The following is a 24,038-nucleotide window of genomic DNA, read 5'->3' as shown; positions in this document are numbered from 1 at the left end:
AGGGCGTCAACGGCGCCGCTCACCAGGGTTTGGCGTCCTGGCTGCCGGCGGTGCCTCCCTGCTGCGTGCGCTTGCCGTCCTGCGTCGACGTGGACGCGTCGCCCTCGGTCGGCTCGTTGTTCTTGAGCAGTTCCTCGAGCTTGCGCTGCTCCTGCTCGTCGAGCGCCGGGTCGGCGCCGCGCTCAGCGTTCTGGGTCGTTGTGCCGCCGGCGTCCTGCGACTGCTTGTCGCGCTCCTGCTGCGCGAGGCTCTCCTCGAGGCGTCCGGTCAGCGTCTTGGAGGTGCGCGCGTTGCGCTCGACGTTCGAGACGAGTTCGGGCAGCAGCGTCGCCTTCGCGTCCAGCAGCGCGTCGTAGCGGGCGTCGGTCTGCCGCTGCTGCGCGAGTAGCCGCTTGAAGTCGGCGTCGGGTTTGGCCGCCTCGTCGATCGTGCGCGTCAGCGTCGCCGTGGCGTCGATGTTCTCGGCGGTGGCGTGGACGTTCCACAACGACCAGACGGCGACGACGACGGCCGCGACGGCGACGACGAGCAGCACGATGCGCGCGGCGAGCGGCAGACGCCGCGGCCGTCGTGTCGACTTGGACGTCGCGTTGTTGGATGATGCCTTGCTCATTGCAGCAGCCTCCTCGACTGGCCGAACCATGCGCCGGCCTCCCACGCCATGACGGCGAGCAGCACGAGCACGACCGGCCAGACGACCGGCGTGACACGCACGCGTTCCTTGTCCGTCGTCGTCGCGCGCCACTGGCGCGACTCCTTCGTGATCGCAGACGAGGCGACGGTGCCGCCGTCCGTCGTGAACAGCGCGGAGCCGCTCAGTTCGTCGGCGATTGACTCGATCTGCCGCCTGTCCATGATCGAGACGCCCGGCTGTCCGGTCGACGGGTCGACGATCCATCCGCCTTCCTCGCCGTCGGCGGCCGGACGTGGCACCTTGCCGCCCGCCTCGGTGCCGACTCCGATGACACAGGCGTCGTCGAGGTAGCGGCGCAGCGACGAGAACGTGCGCCGCGACGTCGGGATCGTCTGCTCGCCGTCGGTGATCAGATACAGCACGATGCGGTCGTCGGGATGCGCGTCGCGGATCGACTTGAGCGTCAGCAGCAGCTGGTCGATCGCCGCGTCCGCCGACGATCCCGATGACGCGGTCGTCGCCTCGGTGTGCAGCGAGGACGCCCAATGGTCAATCGCCGCCGCGTCCGGCGTCAGCGGCACGTCGAGCGTGGCTGCCGAGCCGAAGCTGAGCGCCGCGAAGCTCGAGTTCGCGTAGCTCGCCGTGATGTCGTCGATCGCGGCCTTCGTCGCGTCGAGACGGCTGATGCCGCGCCGCTCGCCGTAGGTCGCGTCGGTCACGCCCATCGAGCCGGTGACGTCGGTCGCGATGACGACGTCGGTCGCGTTGACGGCGCGGCTCGTCGTCGTCGTCGCGATGCTCGGCGTCAGCGCGAGCACGGCGAGCAGCACGCAGATCACGACGCGCCTGATGCACATGCCAATCGTCTCGTCGCCCGGACGGCGCGCATGCAGCACAATGACGCCGACGGCGAGCGCGGCGAGCGCGGCCGCGAGGATCGACGCGGCGATCCAGCCGAGCGCGGGTGCGAAGGTGAATCCGTTCATCGTGCCAACCTCCATGCCACAAGCAGCCATGCGCCGGCGAGCACGGCGAGCGCGAGCGTCCACCAGCCCGGCGCGTCCGTCCATGCGGCGCGGCCGGCCTCCTCGACGTCCTTCGTGCGCCGCGCGTCGATCGAACGCACGAGCGCGTCGACCGAATCGCCGTTCGACTGCGTGAGGAAGACGCCGCCATGCTGTTCGATGAGCGTGCGCATCCGTGTCGTCGCCTCGTCGCCCTCGATTTGCGCAGGGCCGGAGAACAGGCCGTCGACGGCGATGTGCGCCTTCGACGTCATCGTGAGCGCCTCGTCGAGCGTGTAGGTGGGCGTGCCGGAGACGACGTTGTCGGTCGCCAGCACGATCGACGCGTCACGGCTCATGTCCGACGACGACTTGCCGTAGGAGAAGCCGGGCAGCATCGCCGCGCAGCTGACGAGGCCGTCGCCGATCAGGCTCGTCGCGTTCTTGCGGTTCTGCGTGCCGGCGAGCCAGTCGGAGACCTGCTGGTACTGCCTGTCGCTCATGCCGTCGATGTCGTCCTGCGACTCGACGCCCTTGAGCAGCGTGCTCGCCTCGTCGAGCTGGCGGCTGACCATCGCATAGTCGTCGGTGAGCGGGAACACAGTGCGTGACGTCGAATTGAAGATGCTCATGCCGATGCGTTCGCCGCGGAAACGCGTGACGAGCGAACGGTACGTGTCAATCACCTGACGGTCGTAGGGCAGCGCCGAGCCGGAGACGTCGAGGCACAGCACGATGTCGCGCGTCGCGCTGCGTTCGGCCTGCTCGTCCACCTGCGCCGGGCGCGCCGCGAACACGCAGGCGAGCATGAGCGCGAACGCGATGAGCGCGCCGGCCGCATGGTTGAGCCGGCGCCACAGGCGCAGCATGCGCGAGCCGCGTTCGGTGCCCAGACCGTCGTCGACGTCCCAGGCCACGGCGTCGGCCGGGTCGGCGCCGCCGCGCGCGTTGAGCCAGAAGGCGAGCGCGCCGATCGCGCACGCCGCGGCGAAGGCGATCGGGATCGCCCAGGGCCATTGCCAGTGCAGCATCGTCAGCGCCACCTTTCCACAAGATCGGACACCCAGCCGGCGGCCGTCGCCACCGACGCCTCACGCACGCTCGGATGGTCGTCGTCGGCGAATTCGGGAGGGTAGAGGGCGGCGATCGTCATGCGCAGCGCGTCCCAGTTGCCGGCGTCGCCGCCGCGCGGCTCGCGTTCGAGGTCATGCAGCGTGCGCGTGGCGAGCGGACGGCCCGAACGCGCCGACGCGAAGGCGCGCGCGATCGCGGCGAGGCGCGCATAGGCCTCGTCGGCCGTGGTCGCTTGTGCGTCGTAGTCGCGCACAACGGCGTCGATGCGCGCCAGCCACGCGCGCGTGTCGGAACCGTCGGCGTGCGCGCCGGTCTCGCGTCGTTTCGCGGACGCGCGGCGCGGCAGGAACGCGATCGCGACGCAGACGATCGCGACGGCGATCGCGACGCCGGCGCAGATCCACAGTTGCGGCGCGAGATCCGGGGCCGCGACCGGGCGCAGGTCGTCGGATTGGACGGCCAGCAGCAGCGTCGTCGGAACGGACGGGCTCATGTGGACACCTCCCTGTCGGCGCGATCGGTGCGCAGATGCGAGCGCGCGCCGGGCGTGCCCAGACGGCTCAGCGAGATCAGACGGACGAAATCATGGAACATCGCCTCGCTCGAATCGGCGTGGATGAGCCGCGCGCCGGAGCGCGACAGCTCCTGGCGCAGCGCCGAGACACGGTACGCGCGGTGCGTGGCGACCTCGTCGGCGAGCGCGCGACATGTCAGGAACGCCGGGACGCGCCGCCCGTTCGCGCCGTTTCTGACGCGAACGCCGCGCCGGCCGGGCACGGGCTCGGCGGCGAAGGGGTTGACGGTGGCGACATCGATGAGGACGAAGGGGTGCGTCTGCGCGATGCGACGGATGCGGCGCAGCTCGTCGTCGCCGACGGTGGCGTCGGACGTCGCCAGCACGACGAGCGCGTGGCGGTCGCGCAGACGGATCGCGTAGTCGAGCAGCGCGCCGAGGTTGCGCGGCTGCGTCCAGCGGCGGTCGATCGCTTCGTCGATCCTGCGTTCGAACTGCGCGAAGCCGCCGTGGAACGGCACGCGCGTGATGCGCGACGCGTCGCCCAGCACAAGGGAGACGTCGTCGCTGCGGCGCAGCGTCAGCGCCGCGAACATGCACAGCGCGTTCGCGGCGACGGCGTACGCGCGTTCGTCGGACGGGCACGTGGCCGTCATCTCGCGGCCGCCGTCCAGCAGCAGATGGACGCGGCTGGACGAGCGGCGCTCGCGTTGGACGACCATCGTGCGTCCGGAGCGTGCGCTGATCTTCCAGTCGATCTGACGCGCCTCGTCGCCGATCTCATAGGCGCGCACGTCGAGCAGGTCGTCGGTGCCGCCGCGCCGGGGCGAGCGGTGTTCGCCTTCGAGCACGCCGAGCGCGCGCGCGACGGTCGGCAGCGACATCGACGTGCCCAGGGCCTCGATGCGCCGGCGCACCGGGTCTTCGTGTCGGCGGGCGTCGATCATGGAACCGGGACCGCCCTGACGATCTGGTCGACGACCTGATCGGCGTCGACGCCGTCGGCGAGCGCCTCGAAGGTCAGCAGGATGCGGTGGCGCAGCACTTCGTGGGCGAAGCGTTTGAGGTCCTCGGGGATCACGTAGTCGCGGCCGGCCATCAGCGCCGAGGCCTGACCGATGCGCACGAGCGCGATCGAGGCGCGCGGCGAGGCGCCGAGGCGCACGAGCGACGAGAGTCCCTGGACCGGCTTCGGGCCGCCGCCGCGGGACGTGTCGGCGATGTCGACCGCGTATTTCATGATCGGGTCCGCGACGTGGACATGGCGCGCGGCGGTGCGCAGGAACTCGACGTCGGCGATCGAGACGACGTCCGGCGTCACGGCCGTCGGGTCGAGCGTGTCGGAGCCGCGGCGCGTGAGCATCGTGAGCATCGCGACCTCCTGCTCGGGCGTCGGATAGGTCATGACGGCCTTCATCATGAAGCGGTCCATCTGCGCCTCGGGCAGGTTGAAGGTGCCCTCCTCCTCGATCGGGTTCTGCGTGGCGATGACCATGAACGGCTTGGGCAGCGGGATGCGCTGGCCGCCGATCGTCGTGGCGCCCTCGGCCATCGCCTCGAGCATCGCCGACTGCGTCTTCGCGTTCGAACGGTTGATCTCGTCGAGGAGCACGAAGTTCGCGTGGATCGGGCCGATCTGCGTCGAGAAGCGCTGCGTTGAGAAGTCAAAGACCTGCGTGCCGACGAGGTCGGAGGGCATCAGGTCGGGCGTGCACTGCACGCGTTTGAAGGTGCCGGACACCGAGGTAGCGAGCGTCTGGGCGGCCGTCGTCTTCGCCAGTCCCGGCACTGATTCGATGAGGATGTGGCCTCCGGCGACGAGCGTCGTGATCAGCGATTCGCGCAGGTTGTCCTGACCGACGAGCGTGCCTGTGAAACGGTTGCGGATCCGGGCGACGAGCTGCTGCGCACGGGCCGCGTCCTGTGCGGACAGCGCCGGGGGTTTGGGTGCCGCCGGAGGGGCGGCTGGTGGCGTCTGTGGTTGCTGTTGGAACAAGGCCATGGCATGCACTCTTCTGTAGTACGGATAGATTCGAGAGCACATTGTACTTGTCATGCTTGAGCGCGGGCTGCGCTCGGCGTAACCGGGGCGGTTCGCTCAAGGCCCGGTCTGATGCCCCGCCCCGTTTACAGCGACCAGTCGACGGGGGAGGCGCCCATTGCCTCGAGCGCCGCGTTGGCGCGCGAGAACGGGCGTGAGCCGAAGAAGCCGCGCGAGGCGGACAGCGGGCTCGGATGCGCCGAGGCGATGATGAAGGCGTTCGTCAGCAGCGGCGCGAGCGTCTGCGCGTTGCGGCCCCACAGGATCGCGACGAGGGGCAGTGGCCGGCCCTGATCATCGACGCGGCCGTTGAGCGCCCTGACGGCCGCGTCGGTGACCGGCCGCCAGCCCTTGTCCTGATGGCTGTTCGGATGGTGCGCCTCGACGGTCAGGCTCCTGTTGAGCAGCATGACGCCCCGTCGCGTCCACGGGCTCAGGTCGCCGTTGCGCGGCGGCGGCACATGCAGGTCGTCCTGCAGTTCCTTATATATGTTGATCAGGCTCTTGGGCAGCGGACGCACGTCGGGCGCCACCGAGAAGCTCAGGCCGACCGGGTATCCAGGCGTCGGATACGGGTCCTGCCCGACGATGAGCACCTTGACCGCGTCGAAGGACGGTTCGCGGAACGCGCGCAGGATGTTGTGCGCGGCCGGCAGGATCTGCTTGCCTTCGGCGGCCTGCTCGTGCAGGAAGTCGCCCATGTGGTGGATCTGCTCTTCGACGGGGGCGAGGGCGAGCGCCCATTGCGGGTCGATCGATTCGTTCAGTGGTCTGCATGGTCTGCTCATGGTTCCAAGGCTACCGCGCGGCGCGGGCCGGCGGCGTTGCGGCGTGCCCAGTGCCTTCGTTATAGTGAGTTGCGGGAACGTCGTGCGCGCGCCTTGACGGCCGCGCCGGCCGCGCACACGCTCGTAAGACACGGAAGGACCATTATGGCTCGCAAGGACAGCGAAGGTTACGACTCCTACCCGAAGGACGCCTACGATGACCCGCCGCAGGGACCGGTCGGCGTGCACCGGGGCGCACGCTCCCTGGGTGTCAGGCTCACGCCGTTCGTCATCGTCATCATCGCCGCGGTCGCCGCCGGCGTGCTGTTCTGGAGCATCTTCTCCGGCGAGGCGGCGAACCTGCTGCGCGGACGCGTCTCGTCGTCGTCGATCTCAAGCGCGCAGGTCGCGCAGACGACGACGGCCGCCGCGCCGTCCGAGTCGTCGAGCGAATCGGCGTCGGCAAGCGAGTCGGCATCGCCCGCCGGATCGACGTCGCCCTCCGAGTCGGCGTCGCCGTCCGAATCCTCCGAGGCGCCGACGCCCGAGGAGTCGCAGCAGGTCAACAAGGCGGCGGCGATTAGCGTCGTCAACGGAACGACGCGGGAGGGCTACGCGTCCACCGAGGCGCAGAAGCTCGTCGCCGACGGATACCCGAACGCCACGCCGATGAATCCGGGCGATATGGCGTTGCCGGGGCAGACGGTCGTGTGGTACCAGAACGACGCCGATCTGGCCACGGCGCAGGCAGTCGCCTCCACGCTCGGCATCGCCACCATCGAGCAGGCGCCCGGCATCGGCGCGCCGATCGTCATCGTGCTCATGCAGTGAGCATCCTGTGGCCCCATCGCTTCGCGGGTTCGCGTGTCTCAAAGGCGCGCGGACCCGCTTTTCTTTCGTTGCGGGGGCTCTCCGGGCGTCCATATGCGGCGCGCGGGTCGCGTCGTGGGGCATATGGGTGGCTACACTGGAATCGCGATCGCGGTCTGGCTCCCGATGATTGGGGACGTTTTAGGTCACGGGTCCTGCCGGTCGTGGTCATTTATGGTTTGGCTAAAGAAAGAATTAGGGAAAATGACACAGGGAACCGTCAAGTTCTTCAGTGCGGGCAAGGGATATGGTTTCATCACGACGGCGGAGGGAGGCGACGACGTCTTCGTCCACTATTCGGCGATTCAGTCGGATGGCTTCCGCACGCTGCGCGAAGGCGACGCCGTCGAGTTCGAACTGGAGGACACACCGAAGGGGCTTCGTGCGACGAAGGTATCGGTGATTCAGCGGTAGCGTCTCGCCGCAAGCCTCGTCCAAGGCCGGACCGCGACCCGCATGCGACTACCAGCGGGAAGGGTCCGGCCTTGTCGTATCCGCCGACGTCCGCCGCACGCGACGGCCGTGCGTGGTCGGATGGGAGCAGGGCTATTCTTGCCCACAGCGCAATGTGCAGCATGTCGGGTTGGCACTCAAGCGGTGAGAGTGCTAATCTGCCATGTAGCACTCGGGCGATGGGAGTGATCGCTGAAAGCTGACGGTCGGCGGCCGCTCCGATGTTCCGGGTGATGTCGTAATGACGTATCTATCCCATAGCGGAGGAACATATGGCAAAGATCATTGAATATGATGAGGAAGCGCGCCAGGGCATGCTGGCCGGTCTCGACAAGCTCGCGGACACCGTCAAGGTGACGCTGGGACCGAAGGGCCGCAACGTCGTGCTCGACAAGACCTACGGTGCGCCGACCATCACCAACGACGGCGTCTCCATCGCCAAGGAGATCGACCTCGAGGATCCGTTCGAGCGCATCGGCGCCGAGCTCGTCAAGGAAGTCGCGAAGAAGACCGATGACGTCGCAGGTGACGGCACGACGACCGCGACCGTGCTCGCCCAGTCGCTCGTGCATGAGGGCCTGAAGAACGTCGTCGCCGGCTCGAACCCGATCGCGCTGCGCCGCGGCATCGAGAAGGCCTCGGACGCCATCGTCAAGGAACTCGTCGCATCCGCCAAGCCGGTCGAGACGAAGGAGCAGATCGCTGCGACCGCGACGATCTCCGCCGCCGATCCCGAGGTCGGCGAGAAGATCGCCGAGGCGCTCGACAAGGTCGGCCAGGATGGCGTCGTGACCGTCGAGGACAACAACCGCTTCGGCCTCGACCTCGAGTTCACCGAGGGCATGCGCTTCGACAAGGGCTACATCTCTCCGTACTTCGTCACCAACGCCGAGGACCAGACCGCGGTCCTCGACGATCCGTACATCCTGCTCACGTCGAACAAGGTCTCCTCGCAGCAGGACGTCGTCCACATCGCTGAGCTCGTCATGAAGACCGGCAAGCCGCTGCTCATCGTGGCCGAGGACGTCGACGGCGAGGCGCTGCCGACCCTCATCCTCAACAACATCCGCGGCACCTTCAAGTCCTGCGCCGTCAAGGCACCGGGCTTCGGCGACCGCCGCAAGGCGATGCTGCAGGACATGGCCATCCTCACCGGCGGCCAGGTCGTCTCCGAGGAGATCGGCCTCAAGCTCGACTCGATCGACCTGTCCGTCTTCGGCACCGCGAAGAAGGTCATCGTCTCCAAGGACGAGACGACGATCGTCTCCGGCGGCGGCTCGAAGGAGGATGTCGAGGCTCGCGTCGCGCAGATCCGCGCCGAGATCGAGAACACCGACTCAGACTACGACCGTGAGAAGCTTCAGGAGCGTCTTGCCAAGCTCGCCGGCGGCGTCGCCGTCATCAAGGTGGGCGCCGCGACCGAGGTCGAGGCCAAGGAACGCAAGCATCGCATCGAGGACGCCGTGCGCAACGCGAAGGCCGCCATCGAAGAGGGCCTTGTGCCCGGCGGCGGCGTCGCGCTCGTGCAGGCCGCGGCGAAGGCCGAGAAGGACGTCAAGCTCGACGGCGACGAGGCCACCGGTGCCGCGATCGTCTTCAGCGGCGTCGAGGCCCCGCTCAAGCAGATCGCCGACAACGCCGGCCTGTCCGGCGACGTCGTGCTCGACAAGGTGCTGTCGCTGCCCGAGGGCGAAGGCTTCAACGCCGCGACCGACACCTACGAGAACCTGATGGCCGCCGGCGTCACCGACCCGGTCAAGGTCACCCGTTCCGCGCTGCAGAACGCCGCGTCGATCGCCGGCCTGTTCCTGACGACCGAGGCCGTCGTCGCGAACAAGCCGGAACCGGCTCCGGCCGCCGGCGCTGGCCAGGACATGGGCTACTGATCGATGCCTATGACACACCACCGCATGGCATGCCACTGACGGCGACGGATGCCGCCGTCTGACGGCTGTCTGATGAAGAGAGGTCCCGGTTTCCCGAGGGGGAAGCCGGGACCTCTCTCATGCGGACGTCGTCCGGACGTGCGTGGTCCGGCCGATCCGGGACGCGGCTGCCCGCGCCGTGTCAGCCGGCGGAGAAGAGCCGCGCCGCCGCATGCTCGGCGTCCGCGTACACCGTCGACGCCTGCGTGAGCGCCTGCTGGATCGCCTCGAGCGAGCGTTCCATCTGCTGCTGCGCGGCGCGCCATTGCGCGGCGAGCGCCGTGAACTGCGTCGCCGCGGCACCATGCCAGCAGTCCTGCAGCGCGTTGAGGTTCGCGTACATGCCGCCGACCGCCTGCCTGATCTGGGCGACCGACGAGCACACGGCGGCGCCCGACGCCTGGATGCGTTCCGAATCCACCTGATACTGGGGCATCTGCCTGTTCCTTTCTTCCGTTGTCTTGATGACCTGTTCCGCCGAGACGGAACGCCGGAGGGCATGTGACCGCCGACCGGTACTGTGGACTGTATGACAATGCGAATCGAGAACCAAGGCGCAACGACCCATGTGTACGGACGGTACCGTCGTCCACATTTCTCCCGCGGCGTGACGGCGCAGCTCGCACGCCGCTGCGCGGCCGTCGTGCTCGCCTTCGTCCTCGCCGTCACAGCCGGGGCGTCGCTCATGGCGCCGACCGCGTCCGCCGACGAGGCGACGCCGTCGCCGACGACGTCACAGTTGATGTCGCCGTCGACATCGCCGACCGATGAGACGACTGTCGATCCCAACAGCAGCTACATCCTCGACACGCAGAACCTGCTCGGCAATGACATCGCGAAGGTCTCCGACGCGATCACGCGCACACGCGAACGCACCGGTGTGCAGGTGCGCCTCATCTACGTCGACTCGTTCAACTCGACCGATTCGCCCGACGACTGGGCGCGCCAGACGCTGCGCTCGCTCGATCCGGCGCCGAACACCGTGCTGCTCGCCGTCGCGACGAACGACGGCAACCTCGCCGTCGTCGTCTCGCCCGGCTCGGACGAATGGCTCAGCAGCCAGAAGAGCGTCGACGCGCTCTCCGAGGCCGCCTCGGCGCCGCTCACCGGCGTCAAGGCCGGCGAAAGCCCCGACTGGGCGCGTTCGGCGATCGACATGATGGACGTCATCATCAAAGAGAAGGACACGTCGACGTCGAGTTCGGTGACGATGGTCGGCATCGCCGTCCTCATCGGTGTCGTCGCGCTCGCAGCCGTCGTCGTCGGCGTCGTCATCGTCGTGCGCCGCCGACGCGAGGTCGACGACGCCAAGGACGTCTCCGGCGAGGAGGAAGCGGTGCACGACGACGATGCGGACGCCGCCAAGACCGCCGACGATACGGCCGCCAAGAACACCGACGCCGCCGCCGGCGCTGCCGCATCGCCCGCCGCGTCCGCCGACGACGCCCCTACCAACGACACATCCGCCGCCGCAGCCGCCGCCCAGGTGGACGACCCGCATGCGAAATACAAGGGCTGAGTCGTCGCCGGCGCGCACGGATGCGACGAAACGGAACTCACAGCGGACATTCAGGAAACCTTCAGTCGGCGAGGTCATCATGAACGGTATGAACGCGAGCAAAGGTACTGAAGCAAAGATCGTCGTCGTCGACGACGAACCGTCCATCCGCGAACTCCTCGTCGCCTCGCTGCACTTCGCCGGCTACGAGGTTGAGACCGCTGCCTCGGGATCCGAGGCGATCGAGGTCATCGAACGCACGAAGCCGGATCTGGTCATCCTCGATGTTATGCTGCCGGACATCGACGGCTTCACCGTCACGCGCCGCATCCGCCAGGAAGGCATCGACGCGCCGGTCCTCTTCCTGACCGCGCGCGACGACACGCAGGACAAGGTCATGGGACTGACCGTCGGCGGCGACGACTATGTGACCAAGCCGTTCAGCCTCGAGGAGGTCGTCGCGCGCATTCGCGCGATCCTGCGCCGCACGCGCGAACACGTCGAGGACGACCCGATCATCCGCGTCGGCGACCTCGAGATCAACGAGGATTCGCACGACGTGACGCGCGCCGGCCAGCAGATCGAGCTGAGCCCGACCGAATACAAGCTGCTGCGCTACCTGATGGACAACGAGGGACGTGTGCTGTCGAAGGCGCAGATCCTCGACCATGTCTGGCAGTACGACTGGGGCGGCGACGCGGCGATCGTCGAATCGTACATCTCCTATCTGCGCAAGAAGGTCGACGACCTCGAGGTGACCGACGAGGACGGCACGAAGCACAAGGTGCAGCCGCTCATCGAGACCAAGCGCGGCATCGGCTACATGATCAGGGTTCCACGCAGCTGAGCGCGGCGACGGCAGGCAATCAGGGGAGGCACAGACGATGGGCAAGACCGGCACGGGCACGTCCTCGCGCGGCGAGGACGGCCCATTGGCGCATGTCTCGTTGAGTGCGAAGCTCGTCGCGTCGATCATCGTGCTGCTGTCGGTGGGCACTGTGTGCATCTCGCTGGCGATCACGCAGCTCGTGAGCAACTACATGATGCAGCGCACCGACAGCCAGCTGCTGCAGCAGGCGGAGCTCGTCTTCAAGAACACGGTGCTGCTCAACGACAAGGCGAACGCGTCGAACCCGATGATCAGCTACTACGTGCAGGCCTACGACGCGACCTCGCACACGTCGACGGTGCTGCTGCAGCCAGTGTACAAGGACGGCGTCGTCTCGCGCCCGCGGTTGCCCGAGAACGGCGACCTCGCCGGCCACGAACTCGCCAAGCCCTATACGACGCCGGCGATCGTCGACACGTCGAACGCGACGCGCACGCCCGACCATTCGACGATGACGATGGCCGAATATCCGTGGCGCGTCGTCGCGCTGCGCTGGATCAGCGAGGACGCGAACGGCATCCAGCATGACCGCGGCATCATCTACATCGGTCTGTCGCTCGGCAACCAGATCGACATGATCGACAATCTGACGAAGTTCTGCGTCATGGTGAGCATCGCCGTCGTCATGCTCGGCGGTGTCGTCAGTGCGCTGCTCGTGCAACGCACGCTCGAACCGCTCAAACGCATCGAGAAGACGGCCGCGAAGATCGCCAACGGCGACCTCTCGCAGCGCATCCCCTCGGCGCCGGAGGGCACTGAGATCGGCTCGCTGGCGCGTTCGCTCAACCTCATGCTCGCGCAGATCGAACGCAGCTTCCGCCAGCAGCAGGCGACGACCGACAAGATGAAACGATTCGTCTCCGACGCGAGCCACGAGCTGCGCACGCCGCTTGCCGCGATCCACGGCTACGCGGAGCTGTACAAGATGCAGCGCGGCGCCGGCGACCCGGCGGACGCGCTCGCACGCGCCGACGATTCGATCGACCATATCGAGGCGTCGAGCGCGCGCATGACGGTGCTCGTCGAGGATCTGCTGTCGCTTGCCAGGCTTGACGAAGGCCGCGGCATCTCGATCACGCAGCGCGTCGACCTCGGTGTCGTGCTCGCGGATTCGGCGAGCGACCTGCACGCGCTCGACCCGGAACGCCGGATCCGCACCGGCGTCGTCGGCCTCAATCTCAACGATCCCGCGCATCCGCGGCTGGCGATGACCGACGGGCCGCTGCCGAAGGTCACGATCATCGCCGACGGCGCACGGCTGCAGCAGGTCGTCACGAACATCGTCGGCAACATCCACCGCTACACGCCGCAGGATTCGCCGGTCGAACTCTCGCTCGGCGTCATCGGCGTGTCGATGGACGCGGAAGAACTGACGCAGCTGCCGCCCGATGACGAATCGATGGTGCGGGTGTTGCGCGCGGCCGCCGAATATGCGACGACGAACCGCGGCATGATGGTCGCCGTCGCGCGCTTCGCCGACCACGGCCCGGGTGTGCCCGCCGAGGCACGTCCGAGAATCTTCGAACGGTTCTACACCGCCGACCCGTCGCGTGCGCGCCTCAAAGGCGGCACCGGACTCGGCATGGCGATCGCGCAGTCGGTCATCAACGCGCATCAGGGCTTCATCTGTGCAGGCGAAAGCGACGGCGGCGGCCTGACGCTGACGCTCGTCCTGCCGCTCACGCACGGCGACGACACGACGTTGGAGGATGCGGCCGCCGCGGACACGGCGCATAAGGACGCCGCGCGCAAGGAATCTGCGCGTAAGGAATCTGCGCGTAAGAACACTGCGCGTAAGGACACTGCGCGTAAGGACACTGCGCGCAAGGAATCAACACGCAAGGACGCCGCACGTAAAGACACCGCGCGTCGCGGGCACGGCGAGTCCTCCGGCGCCGCTGCATCGCTGCAGCCTGCGGACGCCGGTGCGGAGCGGACGGATCGGCAGAGCAGAGGACGGCGCCGTCAGGGCTGAGCGGACGGGCGCGGAGTCAATGTGCGGCTATGCCGAGCGCAAGCGCTCGACGGATGCGCAGGCGGTGCGGTAGAATGAAGTTTTGGTAAGAACGCGGGGCCGCCCAACGGATGGCGGCAACAGGACAATCTGGTAAGTGAGAGGTGGACATGCCTAGCGGACGTGTACGTTGGTTCGATGCGAAGAAGGGATTTGGATTCATCACCGGCGATGATGGTTCGGACGTGTTCCTTCCCCAGACTTCGCTCCCTGCTGGGGTGAGCGAGCTGCGCAAAGGCGCCCGTGTCGAATACTCGGTCGTCGACGCCAGCCGCGGACCGGTCGCGATGAACGTGACGCCCGTCAAGGCGGCGCCGTCGCTCGTCAAGGCGACGCGCCCGAAGCCGGACGACATGGCCGCGATCGTCGAGGACCTCATCAAGCTCCTCGACAACGCCGGCAACCAGCTGCGCCGCCACCGCTACCCGTCGCAGACGGACAGCCGCAAGCTTGCGCAGCTGCTGCGCGCCGTTGCGGACAACTTCGACGTACAGGAATGAACGATGGCAGAAGAATTTGACCCGGAGGCGCTCGCGCGCGCCGTCGCGATCGACACGGCGCAGGATGCCGCCCATGTCGGCGACTTCGTGACGAGCGAGACGACCTCGGACGGCGCGACCGATTTCCGTTTCGTGGCGACGATGGTCGGCTACGAAGGCTGGCAGTGGTCGGTCACGTTGTTCCACGACGTCGAGGCAGACCGATGGACCGTCGACGAGGCGTCGCTGATCCCGACCGACAAGGCACTGCTGCCGCCGCCGTGGGTGCCGTGGAAGGATCGTCTCGAGCCGTCGGACCTGTCGGTGACCGATTCGATCGGCACCGAGTCCGACGACGAACGGCTTGAGCCCGGCGTCACCGAGGAGACGGTCGCCGAAATCGAGTCGACGCATGGCGAAATCAATGAGGACGCGGTGAAGGATACGGCCGAGAACGCCGAATCAGCTGCCGAATCGGCGGCGGAAACGGTCACCGAGACGCGGCTCGACGACGCCGCGGCGGTCGTCGAGGGCGTCGAAACGGTGACCGAGGCCGCCGAGGGCGTCGAGAACGTCGCAAGCATCGACAACGCCGAGGATACCGAACATCGACATGTCGACGACGCGCACGGCGAGGACGGTTCGGCGACGACGCAGCAGGATCTGCATGACGTCATCGAGGAGTTCGATCTGTCGCGGCGTTCGGTGATGTCGGCGATCGGACGCGCGCAGACGGCGCAGCGTTGGTACGACGGCCCGCACGGACCGAAGTCGTTGTCGACGAAGACGGCGAACGGCAACGTGTGCTCGACATGTGGCTTCTTCATTCCGCTGCGCGGTGACCTGTCCGAGATGTTCGGCGTCTGCGCGAACCGGTGGAGTCCCGACGACGGCCGCGTCGTCTCGCTCGACCACGGCTGTGGCGAGCATTCGCAGATTGAACCGCCCGAGCCGAGCCGTCTGTGGATCCAGACGAAGCCCGCCTACGACGACGTGCACATCGACATCGTCGCGCAGAGTCCGCGTGAGGAACGCGGCGACGTCGAACTGATCGAAACGGTCGTCGACGCGAAGAAGCACGGTCATGAGGATGCGGCTGCGCAGACGGTTGCCGTCCTGCGCGACGAGGAACGCCGCGCCGCGCAGGACGCCGACGTGCCGATGCCCGACGCCGATACACCGCGTGAGGTCGCCGACGAGACGATTGTCGATGAGGACACGGCCACGACGGAGCAGCAGACGTCGGCGCAGCAGATCGTCGACGCGGCCGACGATATCGTCGCCGACGAGCAGCATGAGGTCGTCGCCGACGCGGACGATGCGGACACGATGGGCCACACGCAGATCGTCGCCGAACTGACGGGCGACGCCGAGCGTGAAGGCGAGGACTTCGACGACACGCTCAAGGCGAAGGTCGATGCACAGGACGCGGCTGCCGAGGAATCTGCCAAGGCGGAATCCACGGAAGAGGTCGAAGAAACCGAGGAATCACCAGAGGATCCCGTGCAGACGACGGAGGAGATCGCCGAGGCCGAAACCGCGGACGAAGTCGAACCCACGGAAGATGTCGTGGCTGCGGATGCTGATACGGCGGACGACGACACGGCCGAGCCGTATCAGGAGGCGCACGACTGACGCCCGGCAGTCTACAAGCACAGCTGACTCCATACGTGAAGCGGGGCGTGTGACGAACAGGATTCGTCACACGCCCCGCTTCAGTTGCGTATCAGGCACCCGTCAGCGGTCGGCCGTGGAGGCTGCGTCCGACTTCGCATTCGATTGTCTTGCCGACTGCGATTTCGTATGCGACGTCGTCGATTGGTCGGTGGAAGCGTCGGACGACGGCGACGACGACGCGCTCGGCGACGACGACGCGCTCGGTGACGACGGCGAGGACGGCGAGGAGGTCACGCTCGGCGACGGCGAGGCGGACGACGACGCGCTCGCGCTTGGCGCCGGAGTCGGCGACGATTCCTCGGTGGCGGTCGGTGTCGGCGTCACGGCCGGCTCCTCGGTGACGGTCGCCGTCGGCTCCGGCGTCGTCGTCTCGGTGGAGGATGCGGCGTCGAGGCCGTCGATCGTGCCGCCGGTGATCGCCAGCAGCTCCTTCGCGATTGTGATGTAGACGTCGTGCAGCTCCTTCGACGTCTTCGCGTGCGCCTTGAGATCGTTGTCACGCGTCGTGATCGTGCACGCCGGGATCGCCGGCTCCTTGCCGGCGTCGTCCATCAGGACGTTCAGGCGGCGCAGGTCGGTTGAGTCAATCGTCGTCTTCGGGTCGTCGATGTACGACTTCGCCGAGCTGATCGCCATGTCCGCGAGCCGCTTCGCCTCGGACGCCTTCGCCGCCTCCGTCTGGCATGAGCTCATCGCCTGCGCGCGCGGCGTGCCGTTGATGTTGCCGTTCGCGTACAGGTAGCCGAAGGCCGCGCACAGCACGAGCACGCCGATGACGATTGTCAGCCACGGCAGCCGGTGGCGGCGTTCCGTCGAGCGGCGCAGCTCGTCATGGCCCTCATGATCTGGATGGTCGTCGCCATCCTTGTGCTTGGCGAGCGCCGACTTGTAGCCTTCGCTGTCGTCGCTGTCGTCATCGGCATCGTTGTCGCCGATATCGTTGTCATTGTCATCATCGTCGTCGCTGCCAGTGGCATGCGGCGCGAAGGACGGCGGCGAGGGCCGATTGAACTCGACGGTGTCGGTCGACGGTTCCTTCGTCGCGTCGTCCGCCGAGACCGACTCCTCGATCTCATGCGCCGACGTCGTGCCGCCGTCGTTCACATCGCCGTTCATCTCGTCGTCGTTGTTCGCGTTCTCGTCCTGTGCATGCGTGTCGTTCGTCATCGTGTCCTCATCAGCCTTCCAAATCCACTTAGTCTATGCGCCGATGCGGCCGGATGCGCCGCGACGCTGAGCTCAGGGTGAACCGCGCCGCAAGTACATCGCTCAGTGCACGACGGTGACGTTGCATTCGGCCGAATTAATCACCTGCTTGGAGACCGAGCCGAGGAAATGCGCGTCCAATCCGTTCAGTCCGCGCGAGCCGACGACGACATGGCGCGCGTACCGCGACGCGCTGACGAGACCCTTGCCGGGGGAGATGTGGAACGCGTTCGGCGTCACGTCGAGCGACTTCGGCAGCTTCGTCGTGTCGATGAACTCCTCGAGGCGGTGCATCGCGTACTTCTGGGCGACTTCCATCGGTGCGACGCTCGTCTCGTATCCGGGCACGGTGCCCAGATCCTTGATCCTCCAGAAGAACATGACGTGCAGCGGCGCGTCGTTGAGCTTCGCGAGGCCGGCCGCGAACACGAGCGCGCGTCGCGACGTGTCCGAGCCGTCGACGCCGACGACGATCGGGCGCGCCGTGCGCGGGATCTCGACGTGCGGCGTCACGAAATGCACGTCCTGATCGTTCGGCGACAACGCGTTCGCGATCTGATCCTGCACGTCGATGTCCTCGTCCTGCGCGCTGCGGATGATCGTGACCGGGACGGTCGCCTCCTCGGCGAGCGACGAGGAGAGCGAGCCGAGCAGCCAGCGGGCGACACGGCTCATCGAACGGCGTCCGATGACGATCTGCTGCGCGTTCGCGCCGATCTCGAGCAGCGCCGTGCTCGCCGCCGCGCGGAACGACGTCAGTTTGATCTGCTCGTCGGCGAGATCCATGTCCTTCGACGCCGACTCCACCCAGACGTGCAGTTCGTCGGCGATGCGCTTGCGCAGCGCGTCCGCCTCCTCCTTGTTCGACGGTTCGGGACCCATGTCCCACGAATACGACCAGCCGTACACGGCGTTGACGCGCTGCCCGGAAAGCCGCGCCTGTTGCAGCGACCAGCGCAGCGCAGAGAACGATTCGGGGGAGCCGTCGACGCCGACGACGATGTCCCCGGAGGGATTGAGAGAATCGATGGTTGCGCTCATGCGTTGCTCCTTCGTTGGTAGATGGATGGGCCGCGTCGCCCATGCGGCGTCGGCCGTGTTCCCCGCCGCGCACGCTCCGGCGCACGGCTTCGCTCACCGTCTTCAAGCATAACGTAGTCGTCCGGCGGAGAAACTCGGACGACGTGGAAATAAACGTCATCAGAAATCTGTAGAGTGATGTGGAATTACCAAGTCATGGAAGGACAAGCATGTTCGAACGGTTTACCGACCGTGCGCGGCGCGTCATCGTGCTCGCGCAGGAAGAGGCTCGTGCCCTCCAGCACAACTATATCGGCACCGAGCATCTGCTGCTCGGCCTGATTCGTGAGGGAGAGGGCGTCGCCGCAAAGGCCCTGGAGGCCAAAGGCGTCACGCTCGAGGACACGCGCAAGCAGGTCGAAGAGATGATCGGCAAGGGCAATGCGGCGCCGAACGGCCACATACCCTTCACACCGCACGCCAAGCAGGTGCTGGAGCTTTCGCTGCGTGAGGCACTGCAGCTGGGGCACAGCTACATCGGCACCGAACACATCCTGCTCGGCCTCATCCGCGAGGGTGAAGGCGTGGGCACTCAGGTCCTCATCAAGATGGACGTGGACCTCGGGGAACTGCGCACCACGACGATCGACATGATCCGTGGCAATTCGAACGGTTCGGACGACAAGGGCGACATGGCGAACGCCGGCGGCGTGCAGGACAAGCGCGGCCAGAGCGGCTCCGCCATCCTCGACCAGTTCGGCCGCAACCTCACCGCCGAGGCGCAGGAAGGCAAGCTCGACCCGGTCATCGGACGCAGCAAGGAGATTGAGCGCGTCATGGTCGTGCTGTCGCGTCGCACGAAGAACAACCCGGTGCTCATCGGCGAGCCGGGCGTCGGCAAGACCGCCGTCGTCGAAGGGCTCGCGCAGAAGATCGTCGCGGGCGACGTTCCCGAGACGCTCAAGGACAAGCAGGTGTATTCGCTCGACCTTGGTTCGATGGTCGCAGGATCGCGCTACCGCGGCGATTTCGAGGAGCGCCTCAAGAAGGTGCTCAAGGAGATCAAGACGCGCGGCGACATCGTGCTGTTCATCGACGAGATCCACACGATCGTCGGCGCGGGCTCCGCGGACGGCGCACTTGGCGCATCCGATATGCTCAAGCCGATGCTCGCTCGTGGCGAACTGCAGACGATCGGCGCGACGACGACCGACGAATACCGCAAGTACATCGAAAAGGACGCGGCGCTCGAACGTCGTTTCCAGCCGATTCAGGTCGCCGAGCCGTCGATCGCCGAGACGATCGAGATCCTCAAGGGTCTGCGTGCGCGCTACGAGAACCATCACCACGTGACGATCACCGACGGCGCGTTGCAGTCGGCCGCGGAGCTCTCCGCGCGCTACATTCAGGACCGCAACCTGCCCGACAAGGCGATCGATCTGATCGACGAGGCCGGCGCGCGTCTGCGCATCAAGCGTCTGACGGCCCCGCCGGAGCTCAAGGAGCTCGACAACCGCATCGCGAAGATCGCCAAGGACAAGGACCAGGCGATCAAGGATCAGGAGTTCGAGAAGGCCGCCGAGCTTCGCGACAGCCAGGAGAAGCTGGAAAGCGAACGCAAGGAGAAGGAGAAGGCCTGGCGCGAAGGCGAATCCGACGTCCGCATGGTCGTCGACGAGGACGTCATCGCCGAGGTCATCTCGCAGAGCACCGGCATCCCGGTGTTCAAGCTCACGCAGGCGGAATCGAAGAAGCTCATGTCGATGGAATCGGAGCTCCACAAGCGCATCATCGGCCAGGACGAGGCGGTCTCCGCGCTGTCCCGTTCGATCCGTCGTACGCGTGTGGGACTCAAGGATCCGAAGCGTCCTGCAGGATCGTTCATCTTCGCCGGCCCGACCGGCGTGGGCAAGACCGAGCTCGCCAAGACGCTCGCGCAGTTCCTGTTCGACGATGAGGACGCGCTCATCCGCGTCGACATGTCGGAGTTCTCCGAGAAGTACGCGGCGTCGCGCCTCTTCGGCGCGCCTCCGGGATACGTCGGCTACGAGGAGGGCGGCGAGCTCACCGAGAAGGTGCGTCGCAAGCCGTTCTCGGTCGTGCTCTTCGACGAGATCGAAAAGGCGCATCCAGACATCTTCAACACGCTGCTGCAGGTGCTCGACGACGGCCATCTCACCGATGGTCAGGGACGCAAGGTCGATTTCAAGAACACGATCATCATCCTGACGACGAACCTCGGCACGCGTGACATCGCGAAAGCGGCGAACACCGGCTTCAACATGGGCAACAACACCGAGTCGAGCTACCAGCGGATGAAGGATCAGGTCTCGAACGAGCTCAAGCAGCAGTTCCGTCCCGAGTTCCTCAACCGTCTCGACGACATCATTGTGTTCCGCCAGCTCACCGAGCCGCAGGTGCGCCAGATCGTCGATCTGGACGTCAAGCAGCTCAACGATCGTCTCTTCGAGCGCCACATGGAGCTCGACCTGACGGACAAGGCGAAGGATCTGCTCGCGGAGAAGGGCTTCGATCCGCTGCTCGGTGCGCGTCCTCTGCGTCGCGTCATCCAGCGCGACATCGAGGACACGATCTCCGAGAAGATCCTGATGGGCGAGCTCAAGGACAACGAACGCGTGATCGTCGACGCCGAAGGCGACGGCATCCTCGGCGAGTTCACCTTCAAGGGCGAACCCTTCGAGCTGCCCGCGGCCGACGAGGGCGACGAGAGCAAGGACATCGTCGTTGAGGAGCCGCAGCCGGTTGGCGGCGCCGAATGATCTGCCGCTGACGGCCTTTGACCCTACGCGAAAGGGCGCGCACCACTCCGGTGCGCGCCCTTTCGCGTTTTTCCGGGCTGTAAAGGCGTGGCTCTTACGGGAAGTCGTTGTGCTTACGGGTAGCACGTCGTTCTTGCGGTACGTCATCCTTACGGGTCGTTGTACTTACAGGCAGCCTCACTCTTACGGGCGGCGTTGTTCTTACGGGCAGCGTCATTCTTACAGGCAGCACCTTGCACTTACGGGTGGCATCGTTTTTATCGGCAGCACGTCACTCTTATAGGCGGCGTCGTTCTTACGGGCGGCACATCGTTCATGCTTACCGGATGCGCGGTCCCTTGCACAACGCGACGCCGCATGCAGGTCGGTTCGCCATGCGTAAATGCGGCGGGCGGAAAATGCGGCAGAACCATGCCGAAATGGCCGTGCATATCCGGCGATTCCCCTGATGGGGAGAATCATTGGAGGTCACGGGCGGCGCGCCTACCATCGTCAGTAGTCATCGAAAAAGACGATGAATACGAAAGGACTTGCACTATGGCTGCTTTGGAACTTGGCACGATTGACTCGCAGACAATCGACGCGGAGGCGCTGACGCGCGCATATGAGGTGTATCAGCACGACGCCTTCGACGGATACTTCCCTGACAGCGAAGGTGTCGGCGCGCTCGCGTCGGACTTCGTCAAGGCGGCGGTCTCGACGATCGCGGCACATGTCGGATCTGATGAGGAAACGTCATTCATCAACGAGGACACGGCCGCGCAGGACGTGGACACGATGCGCTCGTCGCTGAAGACGGACAGCTTCCGCACGCCGCTGCTCACGATCGCACATGAGACGGTGAAGTCGTGGCTCGGCGCGCAGTTCGAGGATGCCGACGATCCGCTGCGCACCGCGATCGGCGCCTACGCCGACGACGTATTCGCCGCCGCGCCGCGTGACGAGCAGGAGGCTTCGCTCAACGCCGCGCAGTACATTCAGGAAGGTCCGGCGCTCGCGGCCATCGTCAACGAGATCAGCGAAGTCAACATGGAGCACCTGAGCGGCAAGGACATGCAGTCCGGCGCTTTCCTCGTCTATGACGGCACCAAGTACGAGACCGCCACCGACGACCCGAACATGGTTCTCTTCGAGTGACATCTGCGACCGCTACCGGTAGCGATCGCGTTACCGGTAGCGGCGCTTATTGGTGGCGCGCGCTACCGATAACGGGCGGTGCTGCTTAGCGGTGGCATCGCCTATGGGTGGCACTTACGGGCGACGACCTCCTCGCTTACGGGGCGCTGCCTGCGATGCGCTGATTATGCATTGTTTTTGTGATTGCGATTTCTTATCGATCGCAGTGTTCTTCATGGTGCAGCGGATATCCGATTCGGGTGTCCGTTGCACTGTTGTTGTCTCCGCGCATGTCATCGCAGGCAACGACATGTGTGCGTTCGGGTAGTGCTGCTCGTAAGCATGATGCGTGAGTGATACCGCCCGTAAGAAGACCGTGCCCATACGACCATGCTGCCCGTAAGACAATGCTGTCCGTAAGCGTCGCGTGCGATGCGAGCCGCCCGTAAGGATTGGGGAGCAGTGCTACCGGTAGCGGAAGGCGGCGGGGGAGGGCGACAAAGACAACGCACAAAGACAACAAAGGAGGGACGCACCCTTGGGCGCATCCCTCCTCTTTCTCTTTGTATTGGCTGCGATGCGGCTGGCGGCGATCACATGATCGCGTTGAGCCACTGCTCCTTCGTGGCCTTTTCGGCCTCGAGCTTCGCCTTGACCTTCGGGTCGCTCGCCTTGGCGATCTGCTCGTCGAGTTCATCGAGCTGCGCCTTGAGCTGTCCTTCGAAGCTGGACTTGCGGGCGTCCGCCTCCGGGTCGCTGCGCTTCCATGCGGCGTCCTCGACGGCCTTGATCTGCTTGTCCACGTCGTCGAGACGCGACTCGATGCGGTGCATGTCCTCGCGCGGCACGTAGCCAATCTGATCCCATTCCTCCTGGATCTCGGCGAGCTGCTGACGCGCCTTCTTCGCCTCGGCCTCGTCCTTGACCGGCACAAGCGCCTCGGCCTTGACGAGCAGCGCCTCCTTCTTCGCGAGGTTCTCCTTCTCGGCGGTGTTCATCTGGTCACGGTCGGCCTGACGCGCGTTGAAGAACGTGTCCGCCGCCTCGCGGAACTGCGCCCACAGCGCGTCGTCCTCCTGGCGGCCTGCACGTCCCGCCTGCTTCCAGCGGGCCATCAGATCGTTGAAACGATGCGAGGTCTCCACCCAGGCGGTCGAATCCTTGAGTTCGTTCGCCTCGGCGATGATTGCCTCCTTGGCCTTGCGTGCGGTCGCGCGCTCGTTGTCACGCGCCTGCGCCCACTTGCGGCGCGACTGGTTGAAGGTCGTGCGCGCCGACGAGAAACGCTTCCACAGCGCGTCCGCGTCCGCACGGTCGATGCGCACCGTCGTGCGCTGATGCTGCTGCCACTGGTCGAACAGCGAACGGAACTTGTCCGCCGTGGAACGCCAGTTCGTGTTGTCGCCGAGGTTCGCGGCGAGCTCCTCCGCCTTCTCGACGATCTTCGTGCGTTCGGCGACCGCCTTCGCGACGGCCTCCTTGCGTGCGTTGGCGATTGATGTCTTCTTCTCCTGCGCCTTCGTCTTGAGCTCCTCGAAACGGGTGCGCAGCGCCGGGATGTCGCCGACGACGTCGGGCTTGGCGAGCTCCTCGCCGAGCGCTGTCACCGTCTCGTCGATCTCGCGCGGCTTGATCGAGTTCGACTTGAGGCGCTGCGCGAACAGATCGAGCTTCGCCTTGAGGTCGAGGTAGCGGCGCGCGTACAGCGAGAGCGCCTCTTCCTTCGAGGCGTCCGGGAACTGTCCGACTTCACGTTCCGTGTCGCCGTCCTTGACGTAGACGGTGCCGTTGTCATCGACACGGCCGAAGCGCTCCGCGTCCTTGATCTCCGATTCGCCGAAGCCGCCGGTCTTCGCCGCCGGCGCATGCGTCGCGCTCTTCGCGAACGCCGCCGGTGAGGGAGCATGGGCCTTGATGGCCGCCGGCGTCGGCGCCGCCTTCGCGCTCTTCGCCGCCTCGGTGGCAGCGCTCTGCTGCGTCGGGTCGTTGGTCTGGGGTTCGGTGACGTTGTTGTCGGCCATGGTCAGCTCCTTAGGCTTGGTGGACACGTAAGAATGGGAACGTATTCACACTCTTA

General features: G+C 66.3%; 21 protein-coding genes. 10 read left to right on the top strand and 11 right to left on the bottom strand.

Annotation, left to right across the window (positions count from 1 at the left end; all coding sequences use genetic code 11):
* Positions 1-19 precede the first annotated feature (19 nt).
* The 7 genes from CGZ88_RS03300 to CGZ88_RS03270 all read right to left on the bottom strand — a co-directional run bounded on the left by CGZ88_RS03300 (position 20) and on the right by CGZ88_RS03270 (position 6,055).
* A complete protein-coding gene (locus tag CGZ88_RS03300; protein WP_026644436.1) occupies positions 20-613 on the bottom strand; it encodes a DUF6466 family protein in 594 nt (197 codons plus the stop codon).
* Positions 610-1,620, bottom strand: a complete 1,011-nt coding sequence (locus tag CGZ88_RS03295) for a vWA domain-containing protein (protein WP_026644435.1) — start codon at positions 1,618-1,620, stop codon at positions 610-612. The genes CGZ88_RS03300 and CGZ88_RS03295 overlap by 4 nt, the downstream gene beginning before the upstream one ends.
* A complete protein-coding gene (locus tag CGZ88_RS03290; protein WP_034523464.1) occupies positions 1,617-2,669 on the bottom strand; it encodes a vWA domain-containing protein in 1,053 nt (350 codons plus the stop codon). The genes CGZ88_RS03295 and CGZ88_RS03290 overlap by 4 nt, the downstream gene beginning before the upstream one ends.
* Positions 2,670-2,671: 2 nt before the next feature.
* Positions 2,672-3,205: a hypothetical protein gene (locus tag CGZ88_RS03285; RefSeq protein ID WP_051198293.1), complete on the bottom strand. Its 534-nt coding sequence runs from the start codon at positions 3,203-3,205 to the stop codon at positions 2,672-2,674.
* Positions 3,202-4,173: a DUF58 domain-containing protein gene (locus CGZ88_RS03280; RefSeq protein ID WP_051198291.1), complete on the bottom strand. Its 972-nt coding sequence runs from the start codon at positions 4,171-4,173 to the stop codon at positions 3,202-3,204. The genes CGZ88_RS03285 and CGZ88_RS03280 overlap by 4 nt, the downstream gene beginning before the upstream one ends.
* Positions 4,170-5,228 carry an AAA family ATPase gene (locus tag CGZ88_RS03275; protein WP_026644432.1) on the bottom strand — a complete coding sequence of 353 codons (1,059 nt, stop codon included), beginning with the start codon at positions 5,226-5,228 and terminating at the stop codon, positions 4,170-4,172. The genes CGZ88_RS03280 and CGZ88_RS03275 overlap by 4 nt, the downstream gene beginning before the upstream one ends.
* A gap of 125 nt (positions 5,229-5,353) precedes the next feature.
* Positions 5,354-6,055 carry a uracil-DNA glycosylase gene (locus tag CGZ88_RS03270; RefSeq protein ID WP_026644431.1) on the bottom strand — a complete coding sequence of 234 codons (702 nt, stop codon included), beginning with the start codon at positions 6,053-6,055 and terminating at the stop codon, positions 5,354-5,356.
* Between the two features lie 144 nt (positions 6,056-6,199).
* Between CGZ88_RS03270 and CGZ88_RS03265 the strand changes: the two genes are divergently transcribed.
* The 3 genes from CGZ88_RS03265 (at position 6,200) to groL (ending at position 9,243) form a co-directional block, all read left to right on the top strand.
* A complete protein-coding gene (locus CGZ88_RS03265) occupies positions 6,200-6,865 on the top strand; it encodes a LytR C-terminal domain-containing protein (protein WP_101671044.1) in 666 nt (221 codons plus the stop codon).
* Between the two features lie 243 nt (positions 6,866-7,108).
* Positions 7,109-7,318 (top strand): cold-shock protein, encoded by a 210-nt coding sequence (locus CGZ88_RS03260; protein WP_026644429.1) that lies wholly within the window; start codon positions 7,109-7,111, stop codon positions 7,316-7,318.
* Positions 7,319-7,629: 311 nt separating this feature from the next.
* A complete protein-coding gene (gene groL / locus CGZ88_RS03255; protein ID WP_026644428.1) occupies positions 7,630-9,243 on the top strand; it encodes a chaperonin GroEL in 1,614 nt (537 codons plus the stop codon).
* A 181-nt stretch (positions 9,244-9,424) separates the two neighbouring features.
* Here the strand turns inward: groL and CGZ88_RS03250 are convergent, their stop codons facing one another.
* Positions 9,425-9,718: a WXG100 family type VII secretion target gene (locus tag CGZ88_RS03250; RefSeq protein WP_026644427.1), complete on the bottom strand. Its 294-nt coding sequence runs from the start codon at positions 9,716-9,718 to the stop codon at positions 9,425-9,427.
* Between the two features lie 93 nt (positions 9,719-9,811).
* Between CGZ88_RS03250 and CGZ88_RS03245 the strand changes: the two genes are divergently transcribed.
* The 5 genes from CGZ88_RS03245 to CGZ88_RS03225 all read left to right on the top strand — a co-directional run bounded on the left by CGZ88_RS03245 (position 9,812) and on the right by CGZ88_RS03225 (position 15,797).
* Positions 9,812-10,801: a TPM domain-containing protein gene (locus CGZ88_RS03245; protein WP_081663863.1), complete on the top strand. Its 990-nt coding sequence runs from the start codon at positions 9,812-9,814 to the stop codon at positions 10,799-10,801.
* A gap of 88 nt (positions 10,802-10,889) precedes the next feature.
* Complete coding sequence (locus CGZ88_RS03240; RefSeq protein ID WP_026644426.1) at positions 10,890-11,627, top strand: response regulator transcription factor; 738 nt, start codon at positions 10,890-10,892, stop codon at positions 11,625-11,627.
* A 37-nt stretch (positions 11,628-11,664) separates the two neighbouring features.
* Positions 11,665-13,644 (top strand): ATP-binding protein, encoded by a 1,980-nt coding sequence (locus tag CGZ88_RS03235; protein WP_101671043.1) that lies wholly within the window; start codon positions 11,665-11,667, stop codon positions 13,642-13,644.
* A gap of 149 nt (positions 13,645-13,793) precedes the next feature.
* Complete coding sequence (locus CGZ88_RS03230; protein WP_026644425.1) at positions 13,794-14,183, top strand: cold-shock protein; 390 nt, start codon at positions 13,794-13,796, stop codon at positions 14,181-14,183.
* A 3-nt stretch (positions 14,184-14,186) separates the two neighbouring features.
* Complete coding sequence (locus CGZ88_RS03225) at positions 14,187-15,797, top strand: DUF3027 domain-containing protein (RefSeq protein WP_101671042.1); 1,611 nt, start codon at positions 14,187-14,189, stop codon at positions 15,795-15,797.
* 102 nt (positions 15,798-15,899) lie between these two features.
* Here the strand turns inward: CGZ88_RS03225 and CGZ88_RS08940 are convergent, their stop codons facing one another.
* Both CGZ88_RS08940 and CGZ88_RS03215 read right to left on the bottom strand, forming a co-directional pair.
* Positions 15,900-17,006 carry a hypothetical protein gene (locus tag CGZ88_RS08940; RefSeq protein WP_165778695.1) on the bottom strand — a complete coding sequence of 369 codons (1,107 nt, stop codon included), beginning with the start codon at positions 17,004-17,006 and terminating at the stop codon, positions 15,900-15,902.
* Between the two features lie 102 nt (positions 17,007-17,108).
* Positions 17,109-18,086: a universal stress protein gene (locus tag CGZ88_RS03215; RefSeq protein ID WP_034523301.1), complete on the bottom strand. Its 978-nt coding sequence runs from the start codon at positions 18,084-18,086 to the stop codon at positions 17,109-17,111.
* Positions 18,087-18,295: 209 nt separating this feature from the next.
* On the opposite strand from CGZ88_RS03215, the gene CGZ88_RS03210 reads away from it, so the two are divergent.
* Entirely contained in the window at positions 18,296-20,845 is a 2,550-nt protein-coding gene (locus CGZ88_RS03210) for an ATP-dependent Clp protease ATP-binding subunit (RefSeq protein WP_026644422.1), read from the top strand.
* A 537-nt stretch (positions 20,846-21,382) separates the two neighbouring features.
* On the top strand, positions 21,383-21,982 hold the full coding sequence (locus CGZ88_RS03205) for a hypothetical protein (RefSeq protein WP_133120883.1): 600 nt from the start codon (positions 21,383-21,385) through the stop codon (positions 21,980-21,982).
* A gap of 572 nt (positions 21,983-22,554) precedes the next feature.
* On the opposite strand, the gene CGZ88_RS03200 is transcribed toward CGZ88_RS03205, so the two are convergent.
* Positions 22,555-23,982, bottom strand: coding sequence for a DUF349 domain-containing protein (locus CGZ88_RS03200; RefSeq protein ID WP_026644420.1), 1,428 nt, complete (start codon positions 23,980-23,982; stop codon positions 22,555-22,557).
* Positions 23,983-24,038 lie beyond the last annotated feature (56 nt).

The organism is Bifidobacterium anseris (genome assembly GCF_002860345.1).
Taxonomy (GTDB): domain Bacteria; phylum Actinomycetota; class Actinomycetes; order Actinomycetales; family Bifidobacteriaceae; genus Bifidobacterium; species Bifidobacterium anseris.
Note: the sequence above shows the minus strand (reverse complement) of the source record. Positions and strands in the feature narration are given on the sequence as shown.